10 protein-coding genes, 2 pseudogenes and 2 CRISPR repeat arrays are annotated in these 16520 nt (G+C 46.6%); of the genes and pseudogenes, 10 read left to right on the top strand and 2 right to left on the bottom strand.

Annotated features, from left to right (window positions below; all coding sequences use genetic code 11):
* The first annotated feature begins 23 nt into the window (after positions 1-23).
* The 7 genes from BN1247_RS08905 (at position 24) to cas2 (ending at position 8356) form a co-directional block, all read left to right on the top strand.
* Complete coding sequence (locus BN1247_RS08905) at positions 24-2015, top strand: hypothetical protein (RefSeq protein ID WP_054950067.1); 1992 nt, start codon at positions 24-26, stop codon at positions 2013-2015.
* Positions 2016-2018: 3 nt separating this feature from the next.
* Positions 2019-2975: a CRISPR-associated protein gene (locus BN1247_RS08900; protein WP_187119756.1), complete on the top strand. Its 957-nt coding sequence runs from the start codon at positions 2019-2021 to the stop codon at positions 2973-2975.
* A gap of 9 nt (positions 2976-2984) precedes the next feature.
* Positions 2985-3719, top strand: a complete 735-nt coding sequence (gene cas5 / locus BN1247_RS08895) for a CRISPR-associated protein Cas5 (RefSeq protein WP_054950066.1) — start codon at positions 2985-2987, stop codon at positions 3717-3719.
* Positions 3707-6172 (top strand): CRISPR-associated endonuclease Cas3'', encoded by a 2466-nt coding sequence (locus BN1247_RS18175; RefSeq protein ID WP_054950065.1) that lies wholly within the window; start codon positions 3707-3709, stop codon positions 6170-6172. The genes cas5 and BN1247_RS18175 overlap by 13 nt, the downstream gene beginning before the upstream one ends.
* A gap of 112 nt (positions 6173-6284) precedes the next feature.
* Positions 6285-6782, top strand: coding sequence for a CRISPR-associated protein Cas4 (cas4, locus tag BN1247_RS08885; RefSeq protein WP_054951579.1), 498 nt, complete (start codon positions 6285-6287; stop codon positions 6780-6782).
* A gap of 29 nt (positions 6783-6811) precedes the next feature.
* Positions 6812-7816: a type I-B CRISPR-associated endonuclease Cas1b gene (gene cas1b / locus BN1247_RS08880; RefSeq protein WP_054950064.1), complete on the top strand. Its 1005-nt coding sequence runs from the start codon at positions 6812-6814 to the stop codon at positions 7814-7816.
* Positions 7817-8092: 276 nt separating this feature from the next.
* Positions 8093-8356 carry a CRISPR-associated endonuclease Cas2 gene (cas2, locus tag BN1247_RS08875; protein WP_054950063.1) on the top strand — a complete coding sequence of 88 codons (264 nt, stop codon included), beginning with the start codon at positions 8093-8095 and terminating at the stop codon, positions 8354-8356.
* A 348-nt stretch (positions 8357-8704) separates the two neighbouring features.
* A CRISPR array of direct repeats spans positions 8705-10072; the repeat unit is 30 nt; unit sequence CTTACGATCTTACCTATGAGGAATTGAAAC.
* A 232-nt stretch (positions 10073-10304) separates the two neighbouring features.
* Here the strand turns inward: cas2 and BN1247_RS08870 are convergent.
* Together BN1247_RS08870 and BN1247_RS08865 are read right to left on the bottom strand one after the other, a co-directional pair.
* The gene (locus BN1247_RS08870; protein ID WP_231633368.1) at positions 10305-11192 is read right to left on the bottom strand and encodes an IS3 family transposase; all 888 of its coding nucleotides are present in this window, start codon (positions 11190-11192) and stop codon (positions 10305-10307) included.
* Positions 11193-11221: 29 nt separating this feature from the next.
* Complete coding sequence (locus tag BN1247_RS08865; RefSeq protein ID WP_054948915.1) at positions 11222-11533, bottom strand: transposase; 312 nt, start codon at positions 11531-11533, stop codon at positions 11222-11224.
* A 75-nt stretch (positions 11534-11608) separates the two neighbouring features.
* Positions 11609-15036: direct repeats of the CRISPR family, unit length 30 nt; unit sequence CTTACGATCTTACCTATGAGGAATTGAAAC.
* Between the two features lie 19 nt (positions 15037-15055).
* On the opposite strand from BN1247_RS08865, the pseudogene BN1247_RS17110 reads away from it, so the two are divergent.
* The 3 genes and pseudogenes from BN1247_RS17110 to BN1247_RS08855 all read left to right on the top strand — a co-directional run.
* A pseudogene (locus BN1247_RS17110) lies at positions 15056-15199 on the top strand (ATP-binding protein); the annotation flags it as partial.
* Between the two features lie 226 nt (positions 15200-15425).
* On the top strand, positions 15426-16019 hold the full coding sequence (locus tag BN1247_RS08860; protein WP_054950062.1) for a PepSY domain-containing protein: 594 nt from the start codon (positions 15426-15428) through the stop codon (positions 16017-16019).
* Positions 16020-16289: 270 nt separating this feature from the next.
* Positions 16290-16514: pseudogene (locus BN1247_RS08855) on the top strand (response regulator); the annotation flags it as partial.
* Between the last annotated feature and the right edge of the window lie 6 nt (positions 16515-16520).

Raw genomic sequence — 16520 nt, 5'->3', positions numbered from 1 at the left:
TATTTATAAGAGGAGGTGGACGAATGCTCGCGGAATCGATCATTCGCATCGGTAGGCCCATTGTCAACAGCAGCTTGCCGAACCGGGAGCGCGTACGTTGGCTTACTGATGCGGATAGCGAAAACTGTAAAAACTACTTTCAACACGTGTTTCTCGTCGAGTTAGACGGGGAGCGTACCGCGTTTCACTTTATGCAAGTCGGTAACTGGGAAGAGAAAAAGTTTCACGTCGACAAAACGAGAAATAACGCTTACCCAATTTTGTACCCACAAGGCGGGAACCCACTAGTGGCCCAAGGGACATATCCCGTACCGTGTTATTTGATGTACGATCCGCACATTAACGGAATGAATGACGTGCAATCGTTCGCAGAAAAGGTGGTGTTGCCGCGTCTTCGCAACACAGTCGTGTACAGCGGTGCGGAAGATGAACAACTAACGGCAATTGCAAAAAAAGTCGCTGACGTCCTTGCAGCACATTACGACAGCTTTATTACGGAAGAAAAACAACTCGGCATTTTATACATTGTCGATCACTCGCTGCCGACGTTCCAAACGAAAGACGAACGCATCACCGACCCGCGCTATTTATGGATTACGGAGAGCAAACTGAAACCCGATGAGCACGTGTACTTGGACGGTGATACGGCACTAAGCGGCATCATTGAAGCAAAGTTTTCCGAAGCAAAGACTCTCGGACATGAAAAAAACGCCGTGTCGACGTTTACGAACAGGGAAGAGGACGAAGTTGCTTCCATTTACAATAAGTTTTGGTTATGGCTGTCGCCGACGTGGGAAATGCCGCGTTCGATTTACTGGGGTAAAGCAGAGTGGACGCGCGGCGTTAAAATTGATCGCACCACTTACGAAGCGTATTTATACGGTGTGCAGTTTTTGAAGCAAATCACCGTGCCGATTTCGAGTGGCATCCTCAAGGAGATGTTTGCCCCGATTACGAGTGTCGAAGCGAAAAAACATATGAAGGTTACAAGTTTTGAACCTATTTTCGGTGTTCCGCTCGTATTGCCGCTCGTAGAAGGTGACTCGCAGCAACTGTACGACAAATACCAAAAAATATTGAACCGGGGTAGTGAGTTAAACGACAGCGATTTACATTTGCAGTTGCTCGCTGGGATCGATAAAGTCGTGCCGAAGGTGAGCGATGCCCACCGCCTAACATTACTGTATTACTCTGGTGATTTGTCGCGTGGCAACATGCACATCCGCATGGTAATCGAAGACGTCATTCCGACCGTTGCGGCGACGTTACAAAAAATAGTGCGGGGGATTAATCGCAAAGACTTGTTCGACATTCGCAAAGCGTTCGGGAGTAACACGGATAAAGACTATTACCGTGCACAGTCACTTCCGTCGCTGCTAGCGAATGCCTACGGGCCGGGTTATGTGTGGAGTAGCTTGCAATCCGTGTTTCATCGGCAACCGATCAAGGTGAAGCGGCTTTACCGTACGACGGCGCGCAAGTTAAGCGAGCTGGCGAACAAGGAAGAGCATTGGGGAATGGTCGATGAACTAACCTTCCATTATGCGTTCCTTGCTTTTTACCGCCGCTATCAGTCTGAGATTGCCAAACAGGAAGAAAGGGTGAAGACGATGGCCGATTGGAGCCAAACGTTAGAAGATTATCACACGGGAACGGTCGCAATGGAAAAGTTGCGGGATACAGAAACGCTTGGGTTTGTTAGCGGACTACTTTTAAAGCAGTTTTCTAATTCCTTTCACCACAAGACGGGGAAAGATTTTGTCAAGCATCGCGTCATGAAATTTGGGAACAAGTTGACGCCAGAAATGATTTGGAAAGACGGTGTGCTGCGGTGTGAAGAATTAGCGGCGCAATGGGATATGAAATTGGCGAAAAACTTTCGTCCCGTACTCGCACAAGTTCTGTTAGGTTTTCTTGAAGCTGAGCAACAAAATAAGCTTTCTGCCGGGAAGGATCAATTTATGACTGCTTTTTGGTCTGGCTACTTAATGTATCAGAAAAAAGAGGAGGAATAAGTGATGACAATTAATAATGGAGAAATTTTGTTCGTTAAATCGGTGAAGGACGGGATACCGAACCGGGATCCGCTACAAGACAGTGACGCGCGCCGCTTGTTTCCAGAAGAGGACGGGCGGATTTCGCTGAGCGATGTCAGTATCAAGCGAGACGTGCGCGATTATGTCATTGACGCCGAGCCGGACGGAGGCGAAGCAGGCAACAATTTCATCTTCGTCCAACAAAAAGTGAATGACAAAGGGAAATTGTTAGGGCGTGGAAGCTTAGCTGACTTAATTGCCAAGACGGTTAACAAAGAAAAAGAAGCTAAAACCGATATGAAGAATGTGCTACTCGAACACAGTTTTGACGTGCGTACCTTCGGGATCGTCTACTCGGTTAAGCCGAAGTTTCACTTGACGGGTCCGGTGCAGTTTGGCTGGGCACATTCGTTACACCCCGTAGATAGTCAATACGTGCAAGGCACTGTCGTCATGCCGAGTGCGGACGTGAAAGACGGGGAAGAAGGGAAGACACAAGGGACGATTTGGACGAGCTATGTCGTGCCTTTCGCCGTGTTTGCGATGCCAGGCGTGATCAACGCGAAGATTGCCGCGCAGACCGGTATGACTGCGGATGATCAAGAGTTACTATTGAAGGCGTTGTGGCAGGGCACACAACATCGGCAGGCGCGAGGTCGGGGTCAACAGCAACCACTTTTACTCGCTCACGTCGAGTACCGCGACCCGTTCTTCCGCATCGGCTACCTTGAAGATTTAATTTCGTTAAATCCGGGTGAAGACGCATGGCGTAGTGCGGGTAAACGTCCGTCGTCGCTTAAAGACATTTCTATACAATTGCAACCGTTGTTGGAGACCGTAAAACAATACGGAGATAAAATTGCCCGCGTCAGAGTTTGGGTGCATCCGTCCGTGACTGTCGATGGCGATATATCTACGTTCCAACAACCTTTGTGGTAGGCGAGCGCCATGGATGCGGTAGTATTTGATCTAAAAGGAAAGGTGGCCCACTTTCGCCGTCCGGATACGACGGCGACACAGTTGACCTACCCGTTTATTACGCCGACCGCGGCAAAAGGGCTCGTCGGTAGCATTCTCGGAAAGACTGATTTTGTCACGAATGATCAGATCGGGATTCAATTACTCCAACCGGTGCGTACGTCCGCACAACAGCTGTCTCTGATCGGCAAAGATGCGGGAAAGAGTTTTAACCGACCAACGACGATGGAACTGCTCGTTGCGCCAGCGTATCGTTTGTATTACGTGGGTGACGAGCACGTGACGGAACTAGCGGAGAAGCTTAATAGCAGACAGTCCGTCTACCATACGTACTTAGGGGTAGCGTTTGCGTTGACATTCCCGGAACTTGTCACTTATGAAACAGACGTTCAGACGTTAAATACAGCAGACGCGTCTAACACGGAGAACGCGTCAAGTGCAGCCAACGTAGCAGAAGACGATGTGATCGAAACACCCGCCGTTGTACCGACTCAGCTCGTGCGGGAGCTTATTCTAGAGGAAGAGCGCTATTACAGTCGCGCAGGCGGTTTTATGCAAGATTATCTCGGCGAGCGAACGTTTGAACGCTCTCTCGCTTACATTTATGAAAAAGACGGGCGGCCGATTTCTTTCCGTTTAAACCATAAAGCCGAAGCTTCGTGCCGCGTCGCATACATTGGGGGCAAAGCGATATGTCTCGTATAGTTCCGTTTTCACAATGTATCGCGCGTCCAGGGTCGTTGCTAGTCGATCACCTCGTTCGTGTTCGGAAGGCGATGGCGCGATATTTTCCGGAACGAGAAGAGCCGTTGCACCAACTCGTCGGGCTCGCAGGGCTATGTCACGATCTAGCTAAAAGTCACGCTGAGTGGCAGGCGTACATTGTGAGTGACAGCATTAAGAAAGGTCCCACCCACGCGGCTTGTGGGGCCTTCTTTTTTTCCTACTTCGGCTATCACTTATTGCAAGAAACAGACCGTTGGGACGACGATTGCGTCTGTTGGCTTTGGTTGACACGCGATATTGCAGACCACCATAGCCAGTTACATAATTTGACGGATGACCGCTGGCTAAAACGCTATGATTGGGACATGTACGACCTTCCTGGGATTGAAACGTTTATTCACGAGCAGTACGACACGCTGTGTGATGTGCCATGTACGGAAGAGTCGTTTGAAGTGTGGATCGACGAAGCAGAGGACGCGATTGAGGAAGCGCTGGACGCCCTTGACCTCGGTTACGACGAGTGGGAAGCCCTACAGCTGATGGAAGAGTTGCAAAAATGGCGGGATCTGACGACGAGTTTAATCGCTGGTGATCGATTCGACGTGCGTACAGTGGATACCGTGTGGCTCGCACCTAAACAGCACAGACAGCATCAGCGTTATTTGGAACAGTTTTGCCGGGAGAACGGCAATCATCCCCTTGCGACCGTGCGCGTGAAAGCGCAAGCAGATATTATGGCGCAATTGGCTCAGCGTGCGGATGCGAGGTTTTACACATTAGAGATGCCTACAGGTTACGGGAAGACGGTTACTGCCTTAAAAATGGGAGCGTGGTTTGGCGAACAGCAGGGCTATCGCAAGATCGTATACGTAGCCCCTTACTTATCGATTCTTGAACAGACGAGCCACGTGATCGAAGAGGTTTTACGGGAAAAAGCGTTAGAGCACCATTCGCTTGCAGTGTTAGACGACGATGACGAGCAACGGGCAGCGAGTAGTCAATTGGCGATGGAGTCGTGGGCACATGCGATCGTCTGCACGAGTTTTCAGCAGTTCAGTAAGGCGCTGTTCCCGCGGCGCTCCCAGGATGCCCTACGCCGCGCCTTTTTGCGCGATAGTGTCATCATTATCGACGAGCCGCAAATCTTTAATCCGGAAGTGTGGAATTTATTTCTGTGCGGTTTAGAGGCGCTCGCGTCACTTGTCAATTTGAAAGTGATCTTTTTGTCGGCGACGATGCCACCGTTTCATTACGGTTTATCACGGCGACCAGCGGCACTTACCATCGAAGCAACGGCAGAAAACGACCGTTATGAATTAATACGCGAAGAGGCAAAAGATGAAGTGTCACTCACGCAGTTTTTATTGGATCGGGAGACACGGTCACAAGCAGCGATTTTAAATACGATTGAGGACGCTTACCGCGTGTATCACGAGTTAAAGGATGCGCTCGGTTGGGAAGGATCAGAAGCGACTGAAGGAGTTGGTATTGGACATACGTTCGGAAATGATGAGGAGGACAAACATTGGGGTGTAGCGTGCAAGGATGAAGGTGGGGTCGACGGCGAACGGAACGATGAGCGCCAGCTGTTCTTATTACATGGTCTGATGACACCGTTACACAAATCGATCGCCATTGAAAAAGTACGTGCGGCACTCGCACATTCGGACGGCCCGCCATTATATGTCGTGTCGACGCAAGTCATTGAGGCGGGGGTCGATGTAAGTTTTCGCCACGTCGCGCGGGCATTGCCGATTTTACCGTCGATCGTGCAAGCGGCCGGAAGGGTTAACCGCCACGCAGAAGGTGGAAAAAAGGGAACGATCACTGTCTTTCCTTTCTTGCGCCACGGGAAGACAAATACGCGAACGTTCATTTACGCTAAAGCATTGCGGCAAATTACAGATGAGCTAATAGAGGCGAAGCCGCGCTGGAGCGAGTCGGAACTAACACAACTCGTGCAACAGTATTACGAGGAAATGTTTCGTCAAAATACGTATGAAACGGTGCTTGCTCACATTCGTAGCGCTTATGAAGGCCGTTGGGAAGAACTTGCCGACTTCCAACCATTTGGCCCAGACTATTTGAAACTGCCGTTGTTTGTACCGTGGGACCCTACTGATACTGAGCGACAATGGTTACCGAATAAGTTTGTTGCGTTACAGCAGAAGTTCGACGTGTTTAGCGGTCATGAGGTATATGATCGTTTTGCTGATCAGTCGTACATGGCGAAGCTGTCATTTGACGAACGCAAACAGTTCATGATTTTGTTCGGTTACTACGTGTTAAACGTCCCAGTCAAAAAAGCGTTGCAAGTCGCCAGTAGAGAAGATTTTCTACAGCAGCGAGTGCCATGCCTTTATGGAAACGATGCGTACGACGCACAGGTCGGTTTGAAGGCGCCCTTTGAGGAGTATGACAACTTTATTTAACTGCGCTAATAAAGTTAGTAAAGTTTCAAAAGCTGTCCAATGCGTCTGTTAAGGGAACTTTTAGGAGGTGAAAGCGGTGGAAGAGTTGCAGACAAAAGATGGGGATCAGGAAATGCCAGTGACGGGGACAGATATATGGTATTACTTTATTTGTCAGCGAGAAGTGTGGTTGAACAAACATCAAATTACCCCTGATCAAGAGGATGAGAACATTGAGATTGGGCGGTTTATTCACGAGTATCGCTATGGTCGCGAAAAAAAAGAAGTTGCTATCGATGCGATTAAAATAGATCGCATGAAAAAAGAGTCCGGTGAGCTCGTCGTTAAAGAGGTAAAGAAGTCGTCGAAGTTTGTAATGAGTGCCCGTCATCAGCTCGCTTTTTATTTGTATACATTGCGACAGATGGGTATTTCGGCAAGGGGCGAATTGCTTTTTCCGGAAGAAAAGAAGAAAGAGAGTGTCGCGTTAACGGACGAAATGGTGGCGGCGCTAGAGGAGGCCATTGGTGAAATTCGGCGGATTGCGAAAATGCCGGTGCCGCCTCCCCCGAAGAAAATCAACCTCTGTCGCCAGTGTGGGTATCGCGAGTACTGTTGGGCGGAGGGCTGAACGGAGGATATCGAATGGAGGACTAATCGATGAGGAAAACGTTGTATATTTTTCAAAGCGGGGAACTAAGGCGAAAAGACAACAGTCTTTACTTTGAATCGGAGGAAAGGCGGAAGTACATTCCTGTCGAGGACACGAACGACATTTTCATTTTTGGCGAAGTAGATGTCTCGAAGCGCTTTCTTGAATTTGCGTCACAAAAGGAGATTTGTGTCCATTATTTTAACCATCATGGGTATTACGTGGGAACTTTTTACCCACGGGAACATTACAATGCCGGCCATGTCGTCGTAAAACAAGTTGAACATTATATTGATCAAGAGAAACGACTTGCCTTAGCACGCGCCTTTGTGGACGGTTCAATCGCGCAAATGATGCAAGTATTGAAGTATTATCGAGGTCGAGTTGCATCTGGTAGGGATGTTTTAGAAGAATTGCTAATACAGATGAAAAGTGATCAATCACAGCTTGCAGAGACGGAGACAGTGGAAGAATTGATGGCAGTGGAAGGTCACGCCCGCGAGCGGTATTACCAGTCGTTTGACTACATAATGAACAACCCCGACTTCGTATTTGAGAAGAGGACGAAACGACCCCCAAAAAACCGGGTCAATGCGATGATTAGTTTTGGAAATTCGATTTGCTATACGACGGTGTTGAGTGAGATATATAAGACATTTTTAGATCCACGGATCGGCTATTTACACGCGACGAACTTCCGTCGATTTTCACTAAATTTGGATGTGGCAGAGATTTTTAAACCGATCATGGTTGATCGCCTCATTTTTTCGCTCGTTAACAAGAAGATGCTTACAAAGAAAGATTTTGACGGGCACACAGACGGGATCTTATTGTCGGAGACCGGAAGGAAGAAGTTCGTGCAAGAATTGGACAAGCGGATGAAAACGACTGTCAACCACCGCCACTTGGGGAAATCTGTCTCCTACCGCCGCCTAATTCGGCTCGAACTGTACAAAATCCAGAAACACTTTCTGGATGAACGGTTATATGAACCGTATCAATCGTTGTGGTGACGAATGTATCACGTTTGGGTAGGGAGTTTTAGGTATGGAGTAGTCATGTTAGGCGGATTGTAACGTAAGCTAAGTGGCCTAGGGGAAAGCTAGTGTCGTCACGTTTTTAGTTGCGTGATTTTTAGGTGTGTCAGTGATGCGGTGGATGGCCAATGGCCTAACTAGGTGACAAACAATCATTGTACGTATTTGTTCGTGAATATTCTTTGTCGCGTACACGTGTACGGTAGTTGATGACAACTAGTAGGTATCAGTGGCGAGGTAAGGAGGTGAAATATGTTTGTTATACTTGTATATGATTTCAACGAAAAACGTGTTGCGAAGGCTTTGAAGATTGCCCGTAAGTATTTACACTGGGTGCAAAACTCCGTTCTAGAAGGGGAAATATCTAACGCCAATTATGTAAAATTGAAGATGGAGTTAGAGCGTCTTATGAATGAGGAGGAGGATTCGGTGATCTTTTATACGTTCCGCACGCAGAAGTATTCAAAGCGTGAGGAGATGGGACTGAAGAAGGGCGGCGAAGAATTCATTTTGTGATGGCGCCGTATTAGTGTTGTATTGTTTTATTAGTGATGAAGAAAATGAAGAAAGACAACGGGAATATTTGTTGTTTATTCAAATGTGTTTGTGGGTGGGCGATGGCTGTCAATTAAGCCGGTATTTCTTTGCTTTGAAGGGGATTTTTTCCGCTTTTTTGTCGTCGACCCTCTATGGCGTTGTAACCCCGGGGGGATCGACGACAATTTGAAAAAGCGAGTATTTGTGAGAAAGGGCAAGAAAGAAAGGGATTACCATGTGATACGCATTGTTTTCGGTTTAACGAAAAGGTTGTATATCGTGTGATGACTAATGTATGATTAGTAGTAGTTTCAAGGGTTTTTTGGGCTTACGATCTTACCTATGAGGAATTGAAACAAGACACGAAGAAATATGAAAGGTTTTTCTCTAAACTTACGATCTTACCTATGAGGAATTGAAACGATGACGGGGCATACTGCTGTATCAAATGCAAAAAGCTTACGATCTTACCTATGAGGAATTGAAACCTTGAGCTCTGGAAAAAGGAGTTCCTGGAATCATAATCTTACGATCTTACCTATGAGGAATTGAAACAACCCCCCGCCACCGAACCATCCGGTGATAAAAGCTTACGATCTTACCTATGAGGAATTGAAACAGCGCCGGTACGGTCCAAACTACTACAAAGACGAGTGCTTACGATCTTACCTATGAGGAATTGAAACAGCATAGGCAACGCGAAGAGGTGCGGTTGCAGGAAACTTACGATCTTACCTATGAGGAATTGAAACTCCTTAGAAAAATTATACCCCGGATTGTAATACAGACGGCTTACGATCTTACCTATGAGGAATTGAAACAGCGCCGCGATAAAGTAGTCGTGGCTTTCAGTCGCAGACCTTACGATCTTACCTATGAGGAATTGAAACTTCGCTCGGGACTGGGAAGGGAAAAGGGTGATGCCGGACTTACGATCTTACCTATGAGGAATTGAAACTCACGAGTTCCAGGACTCACTGGAATATATGCTTGCCACTTACGATCTTACCTATGAGGAATTGAAACTCTTCGATGAAGCGAAAAATGGCGTTTGAGGAGAACTTCTTACGATCTTACCTATGAGGAATTGAAACCGTGGCAGCTGGCTACCGACAAGAGGGCAGTCTCCTTACGATCTTACCTATGAGGAATTGAAACCAAAAAGCCCGACGGTATTGACTACGACCCGACACCTTACGATCTTACCTATGAGGAATTGAAACAGTATTCCACATCAGAATAAGGAGGGATCGAATGAACTTACGATCTTACCTATGAGGAATTGAAACAACGGAGATGATCCGCACGCCATGGCCTAGTAAGACTTCCTTACGATCTTACCTATGAGGAATTGAAACCGCTGACTGACGGATATGCTTCTGCTGTTTGGTTGTCCGCTTACGATCTTACCTATGAGGAATTGAAACAGCGATGGAGCGTCATTTTCTCTCGCCCACTTTTCCTTACGATCTTACCTATGAGGAATTGAAACCCACTTTGCCTTGAGTACGACTTCTCTAGGCTCTTCCCTTACGATCTTACCTATGAGGAATTGAAACAAGTGCAACGAACCACGTACACAAATAAAGTCATGAAAGCCTTACGATCTTACCTATGAGGAATTGAAACTTCTCGTGGAGAACTTTTCCTTGATACACCAATTCGCTTACGATCTTACCTATGAGGAATTGAAACTCAGTGTACCAATCAAAGCTAACCCTAACCTTGCCGCTTACCGGATAAACCCCTTAAAACTGGACATACATAACTACAAGCTCACGTTATCTCTGGTTCTCGCTTCCTTTCGTCAATAGAAGTGTAGTCGCTTCAGACCTTCCGTCAAGGGTAAAGGCTACGCCCTCGCTTTCGCTCGCCCTTGACGTCACGTCTTACAGCGGCTGTTGGCTTGGAAGACGAAAGGGAAGGATCAGAGTCGAACGGCTTTCGTGCGCAACGAAGATGTTTGATGCGCATGGAAAAACTGCGCGGGGCTCATGTCCCCAATACTACCGTGTATGCGGCGGTTGTTATAAAAGTCCATAAAGCCTATGACGGTACGATATGCTTCCTCGTACGTCTCAAAGGAATACTTGTTGAAGCATTCGTCCTCAACGATCCGATGAAACGCCTCAATATGGGCATTTTTATTCGGTGTGTTCGGCGGAATACGTTCGTGCTCACAACCGTAGTGTTCACAAGCTTCTTCGAATACTTTAGATACGAACTGTGGACCATTGTCCGTCCGGATGATCGGCTTTTCTTGTGCCTCCTGAAGCCCGCGTGTCGAAAGCGCTCGTTGTAGCACCTGAACAGCGTCTTGACCTTCGCAAGCTAATCCAACATGATAGTCAATAATCGAACGGTCATAAACGTCAATGTAGGAAAGCAGGAAGAAAAAGCGGTTTTCTCCGGCAATGTACCCATACTTGATGTCTGTTTCCCACAGCTCATTCGATCGCTCAACGAGGCGGTTACGTGCAAGGCGCCTAGGGTGGCGGATTCGCTTCCGTCGCTGCGGCAGTAAGATGCCTAACCGTTTGCAGAGACGGTACACTTTTTTCTTATTAATGACTAAATCGTACGTCGAACGGAGCGCCACCGTTAATTTTCGGTACCCATACGCGTAGCCATCACCCGAGACGAGCTCCATAAGCCATTCTTTAATTTGTTCGTCGGACACTTTTTGCCCGCTGTTTGTGAAGGAGTAACCTGGTGCCGGTCTCCCCCCACTTACTTTCTTCTCCTTCACCCGATAGTGTTTCTGATAGTAATAGGTGGAACGCGGTACGTGGACAATCCGTAAAACGGTTTGGATCGGGTATCCCTTAGAAATCCACTTGTCCGCTACTTCAATCTTTTCAGCAAGTGAGGGTGCTGCTTTTTTACAAGATCACGCAAAATGGCAATTTCTAAATCCTTTTCGCCCAACAACCGTTTTAGCTGATCATTTTCCTGAGCAAGATCACTGAATTCGCGTGGTTGGGCGGATTCGATCGGGACGTCCCCGTAGTGCCCGTCCTTATATTCGCGAACCCATCGGTTAAGCAAGTTAGAACCGAGATCATAGCGGCGAGCAACTAGCGCTTGGTTACCAACCTCCATGGCTTCCTTTGCGACTTGGATTTTAAATTCCTTGGTGAACTGACGGCGTTTCATTTGATTCTGCCCCTTTCATCACTAGTATAACTTAAAGTGTTTAGTGATGTCCAAGTTACTATAGGGGCTTAATAGCTTACGATCTTACCTATGAGGAATTGAAACAGATTATACCTAGCATCCCCGTGGAAATCTCTCACCTTACGATCTTACCTATGAGGAATTGAAACACAAAAGTAGTCAAGTCAACCGGAGAAGTGAAACCCTTACGATCTTACCTATGAGGAATTGAAACAGCAGCTTAATGAGTTTGAAAATAGTGGTTGTAAACTTACGATCTTACCTATGAGGAATTGAAACGAACGAAATGATTTTCTATCGAGGAACAGCAGGTGAGTCTTACGATCTTACCTATGAGGAATTGAAACACGAGCGCCTCTGACAGCGTGCTAAGACTATCCTCCGCTTACGATCTTACCTATGAGGAATTGAAACGGACGACTGGTATGGAACACGCCGTATGCACGCCGACTTACGATCTTACCTATGAGGAATTGAAACATTAATCTGCTCCTGTTCTGCCCACTGTTTTTCCAACTTACGATCTTACCTATGAGGAATTGAAACAAAGAGGGAGTACGAGCGAACGCGCTCAATTGGAATTCTTACGATCTTACCTATGAGGAATTGAAACACCAACACCTGGGCGTGTTTGTGCCGCCGTACTACGCGCTTACGATCTTACCTATGAGGAATTGAAACTTTTTTCGACTGTATCGCTATCACCTTGGGTGTCCTCTTACGATCTTACCTATGAGGAATTGAAACTTATAACCGCGACTTGCCTTCGATAGAAGAGTTCGATCTTACGATCTTACCTATGAGGAATTGAAACATAAACCCGAACAAATACCGCGGCTTGGGTTTGATTCTTACGATCTTACCTATGAGGAATTGAAACCTACGATCGCGGTAGCCCGGCTGCCTTTGTTTCTGTGCCTTACGATCTTACCTATGAGGAATTGAAACTCATAGTTTTGTTATCGATGCGCCGGAGCCAAAGCACGCTTACGATCTTACCTATGAGGAATTGAAACGGAAACACGGCGTAAGCCGCCACGCCGAAAAGAATAACTTACGATCTTACCTATGAGGAATTGAAACGGCTCAGGCTCCTGTCAGCTCTGCTTCTACTCTATCCTTACGATCTTACCTATGAGGAATTGAAACACATTAATCAGTAGACTAGTCACCGAAAACGAAACCGCTTACGATCTTACCTATGAGGAATTGAAACCCGCTTGCGCCAGAGGGTCGGCGGCATTGATTCGAACTTACGATCTTACCTATGAGGAATTGAAACCGGGGTGGAATGACATGGAGATACGAGGCGAACACCTTACGATCTTACCTATGAGGAATTGAAACAGGCGAGCATGTCGCGGGTCAAAGCGGTGTCAGGCGCGACTTACGATCTTACCTATGAGGAATTGAAACAAAAAGGGAGCGGTGCGTAATGGAGAGCGAACAAATGCCTTACGATCTTACCTATGAGGAATTGAAACTGGTTCCGCAAAGACAAGCCCGCTGGGCGGTATGAGTCTTACGATCTTACCTATGAGGAATTGAAACGTGGGACGAAAAGCAGTTCCACATCATCGGCGGTCATGCTTACGATCTTACCTATGAGGAATTGAAACGATGACTGCCGTGGAGGCCGAAAAGCGGTGGGGGCCTTACGATCTTACCTATGAGGAATTGAAACCCTGTACCGCGCCCCGAGGCGTTCGCTAGTCGTATATCCTTACGATCTTACCTATGAGGAATTGAAACTGCGGGGGCTGTACGTCGTGGCCACGTCAATCACGCTTACGATCTTACCTATGAGGAATTGAAACACAAACGACGAAATGCTTCGCTTCATGGATATTCAGTCGCTTACGATCTTACCTATGAGGAATTGAAACACAAATTCTGACACCGTAGCAAACAGAAGTGTCCGCTTACGATCTTACCTATGAGGAATTGAAACCGGCTGGACAACGCGAGTCAAGATCGGCGATCGCGCTTACGATCTTACCTATGAGGAATTGAAACTCGCATCCGTCACATTTTCTATCTCGCAGTTTCTCACTTACGATCTTACCTATGAGGAATTGAAACGTCACAATATATGCGTCCGAAGCTAGAAAAATAGACTTACGATCTTACCTATGAGGAATTGAAACATGAACGGTCGCTGCCAGCGGGCAGCGTCATATTTGCTCTTACGATCTTACCTATGAGGAATTGAAACAAGGATCCGACCGTGAAGTTCTTGCGCTACGATCGTACCTTACGATCTTACCTATGAGGAATTGAAACTAGTAGTGGTCTCGAAGCTCTGGGGCATACAGCCCCCTTACGATCTTACCTATGAGGAATTGAAACTCGCGCTGCTGCTCTTCCTTCAGTTTCTCTTTGTAACCTTACGATCTTACCTATGAGGAATTGAAACTCGCGCTGCTGCTCTTCCTTCAGTTTCTCTTTGTAACCTTACGATCTTACCTATGAGGAATTGAAACTTGAATTTTTCTGGAATCCCCAACGGTTTCCCGTCGCTTACGATCTTACCTATGAGGAATTGAAACTCTACTTCCGCAAGTAGGTCGAGCGTCGGAGTAAACTTACGATCTTACCTATGAGGAATTGAAACGATGTAGTCGCCCTCGTCTAGATACACTTGTCCAGTCTTACGATCTTACCTATGAGGAATTGAAACGCGCGCCAAGTAGTGCATACGCAATCCCGCTGAGATACTTACGATCTTACCTATGAGGAATTGAAACATCGCCTCTATTTAGATATGCGCGAAGCTCAACGCCTTACGATCTTACCTATGAGGAATTGAAACATAACAAACGAGCGTATGCCATCAGAGAATCTCCTTCTTACGATCTTACCTATGAGGAATTGAAACATAATCAAGAAACGCTATCAATAAAGACGTTTCCGGCTTACGATCTTACCTATGAGGAATTGAAACCGCCTTTACACGCGCCTGTACTGCATGGTCGATCATGTCTTACGATCTTACCTATGAGGAATTGAAACATTGGTTCGGCAAAGATACTATTCCGTCGCTGTTTATACTTACGATCTTACCTATGAGGAATTGAAACATGTCGATGGAGACTTCTCCCCAACCGACACCGTTTCCTCTTACGATCTTACCTATGAGGAATTGAAACTCCGACACGTCGAACATCAATGTGCCGGAGCGGAACCTTACGATCTTACCTATGAGGAATTGAAACTGGGAGCGGTGCCGAGAAATCTACACCGATGCGCGACTACTTACGATCTTACCTATGAGGAATTGAAACGGTTTCATTCCCTTTCAGAAATTGTGGACGACGTCCTTACGATCTTACCTATGAGGAATTGAAACATCGGTCGTACGACGGAAGGAAGCTGCGCGAGATGACGCCTTGCGATCTTACCTATGAGGAATTGAAACACGCATCATTGATACTGTGAGATGCGTTTAACAGCTTGCGATCTTACCTATGAGGAATTGAAACGACTAGTCGTTGCGGTCGGGAACGAAAAAGCGTCATTGTGACCTCCAATTTGGAGTTCGGACAATGGAACCGTGTGTTTGGTAACAACCAGTTAACCGCAGCTTTGGTAGATCGTCCCGCGCACCATGCACACATTTTAGCTTTCAAAGGGGAGAGTTACTGACTGACACACGCGCTTTCGCATGTGTCGCCGACGGCCCAATCTTAATGAAAATTAGGCTGGCAAGCCCTCAGCACTTTTCCTTGCATTTTTGTATACCTTTTGCTTTCAAAAACACGTGTTCTAATCAAATTTTAATGTTGCTCTCAGTGGGCTTTCATCTTATCCTTTTATGATTAGGTTGAAACTCATCTGAGGGAAGATGAAACTAATTTGGGGGGAACATTAAATGAAGAAAAAGGTTTTTTCTATTTGTATCGCATCACTCGTTGTCGTAGGGGGCTTTGGGGTGGCTGGTTCGGTATTCGGTTCGTCTAGTTCGGCTAATATAGTTTCTGCTGCCCAAACGGATCAAGAACCGATCGACGAGGCGCGGGCCGTACAAATTGCCAAAGATAAATTCGGTGGAGAAGTCATTAACGTTGAGATCGATACGGAGCACGGTCAGAAAATGTATGAGGTGGAAATGAAAAATACGGCAAAGGGACGGATCGACGGCGATGTTTCCGCGGAGACCGGTAAAATCATCGAGATAGATGTTGAACGCGATGACGATGAGGGTCACGATGAGGGACAAGATGAGGGAAAACATAAACAAATGCACAAAGACGGGATTCATCCAAAAATTAGCATAGACCATGCGGAGCAAATCGCTTTAAGCCAACTAGATGGCCGAGATGGTCGGGTGGAAGAAGTAAAACTGGATCAAGATGACGGTGAAATGGTGTATAAAGTTGAAATCGAGACGCAAAACGGGCTTGAATACGATCTAAAAATCGACGCCAATTCCGGAAAAGTTGTCGAGATGGAATTGGATGATTAAAAAACGGGTGCCGCTTAGGCCCCGTTTTTCTGCCAGTCCGGCGGAAGTTACATTAAAATTATTCCAATAGTCTTTATGTAAAATCCCTGCAACTGTCTTGCCGTGGTCCAATATACAATCTGTTCTATGTTATTGACTGTATGTCCTATGTGAGCCGTCTACACCTGATCAGTCAGTTTACACGGAATCGGCCACAATTGCGGGCTGCGATTTTTTCTTATATGATGATAAGGTACAGGTATAAAAGGATTTACAGTGGGAGGTACCGGGGTGGCCGAGAGCATCCTGATTATTGAAGACGAAGCAAAAATCGCACGTGTCATTCAGTTGGAGTTAGAGTATGAAGGTTATAAGACGGAAATCGCTGAAAACGGGAGAATTGGACTTGAAACATTTCAACGGAACCACTTTGACCTCGTACTACTTGATATTCGATTGCCCGAGTTAAACGGACTTGAAGTGCTAAGGCGTATTCGCAAATCCGGCGATACAACTGTATTA

The organism is Numidum massiliense, from assembly GCF_001375555.1.
Classification (GTDB): domain Bacteria; phylum Bacillota; class Bacilli; order Thermoactinomycetales; family Novibacillaceae; genus Numidum; species Numidum massiliense.
This window is presented reverse-complemented; position numbering and strand designations above follow the sequence as displayed.

What these genes read in the sequence shown, in the direction of transcription:
- BN1247_RS08900 (WP_187119756.1), top strand. Translation starts at nt 2,019, where the DNA reads ATGACAATTAATAATGGAGAAATTTTGTTCGTTAAATCGGTGAAGGAC.
- cas1b (WP_054950064.1), top strand. Translation starts at nt 6,812, where the DNA reads ATGAGGAAAACGTTGTATATTTTTCAAAGCGGGGAACTAAGGCGAAAA.
- BN1247_RS08905 (WP_054950067.1), top strand. Translation starts at nt 24, where the DNA reads ATGCTCGCGGAATCGATCATTCGCATCGGTAGGCCCATTGTCAACAGC.
- cas2 (WP_054950063.1), top strand. Translation starts at nt 8,093, where the DNA reads ATGTTTGTTATACTTGTATATGATTTCAACGAAAAACGTGTTGCGAAG.
- cas4 (WP_054951579.1), top strand. Translation starts at nt 6,285, where the DNA reads ATGCCAGTGACGGGGACAGATATATGGTATTACTTTATTTGTCAGCGA.
- BN1247_RS08865 (WP_054948915.1), bottom strand. Translation starts at nt 11,533, where the DNA reads ATGAAACGCCGTCAGTTCACCAAGGAATTTAAAATCCAAGTCGCAAAG.
- cas5 (WP_054950066.1), top strand. Translation starts at nt 2,985, where the DNA reads ATGGATGCGGTAGTATTTGATCTAAAAGGAAAGGTGGCCCACTTTCGC.
- BN1247_RS08860 (WP_054950062.1), top strand. Translation starts at nt 15,426, where the DNA reads ATGAAGAAAAAGGTTTTTTCTATTTGTATCGCATCACTCGTTGTCGTA.
- BN1247_RS18175 (WP_054950065.1), top strand. Translation starts at nt 3,707, where the DNA reads ATGTCTCGTATAGTTCCGTTTTCACAATGTATCGCGCGTCCAGGGTCG.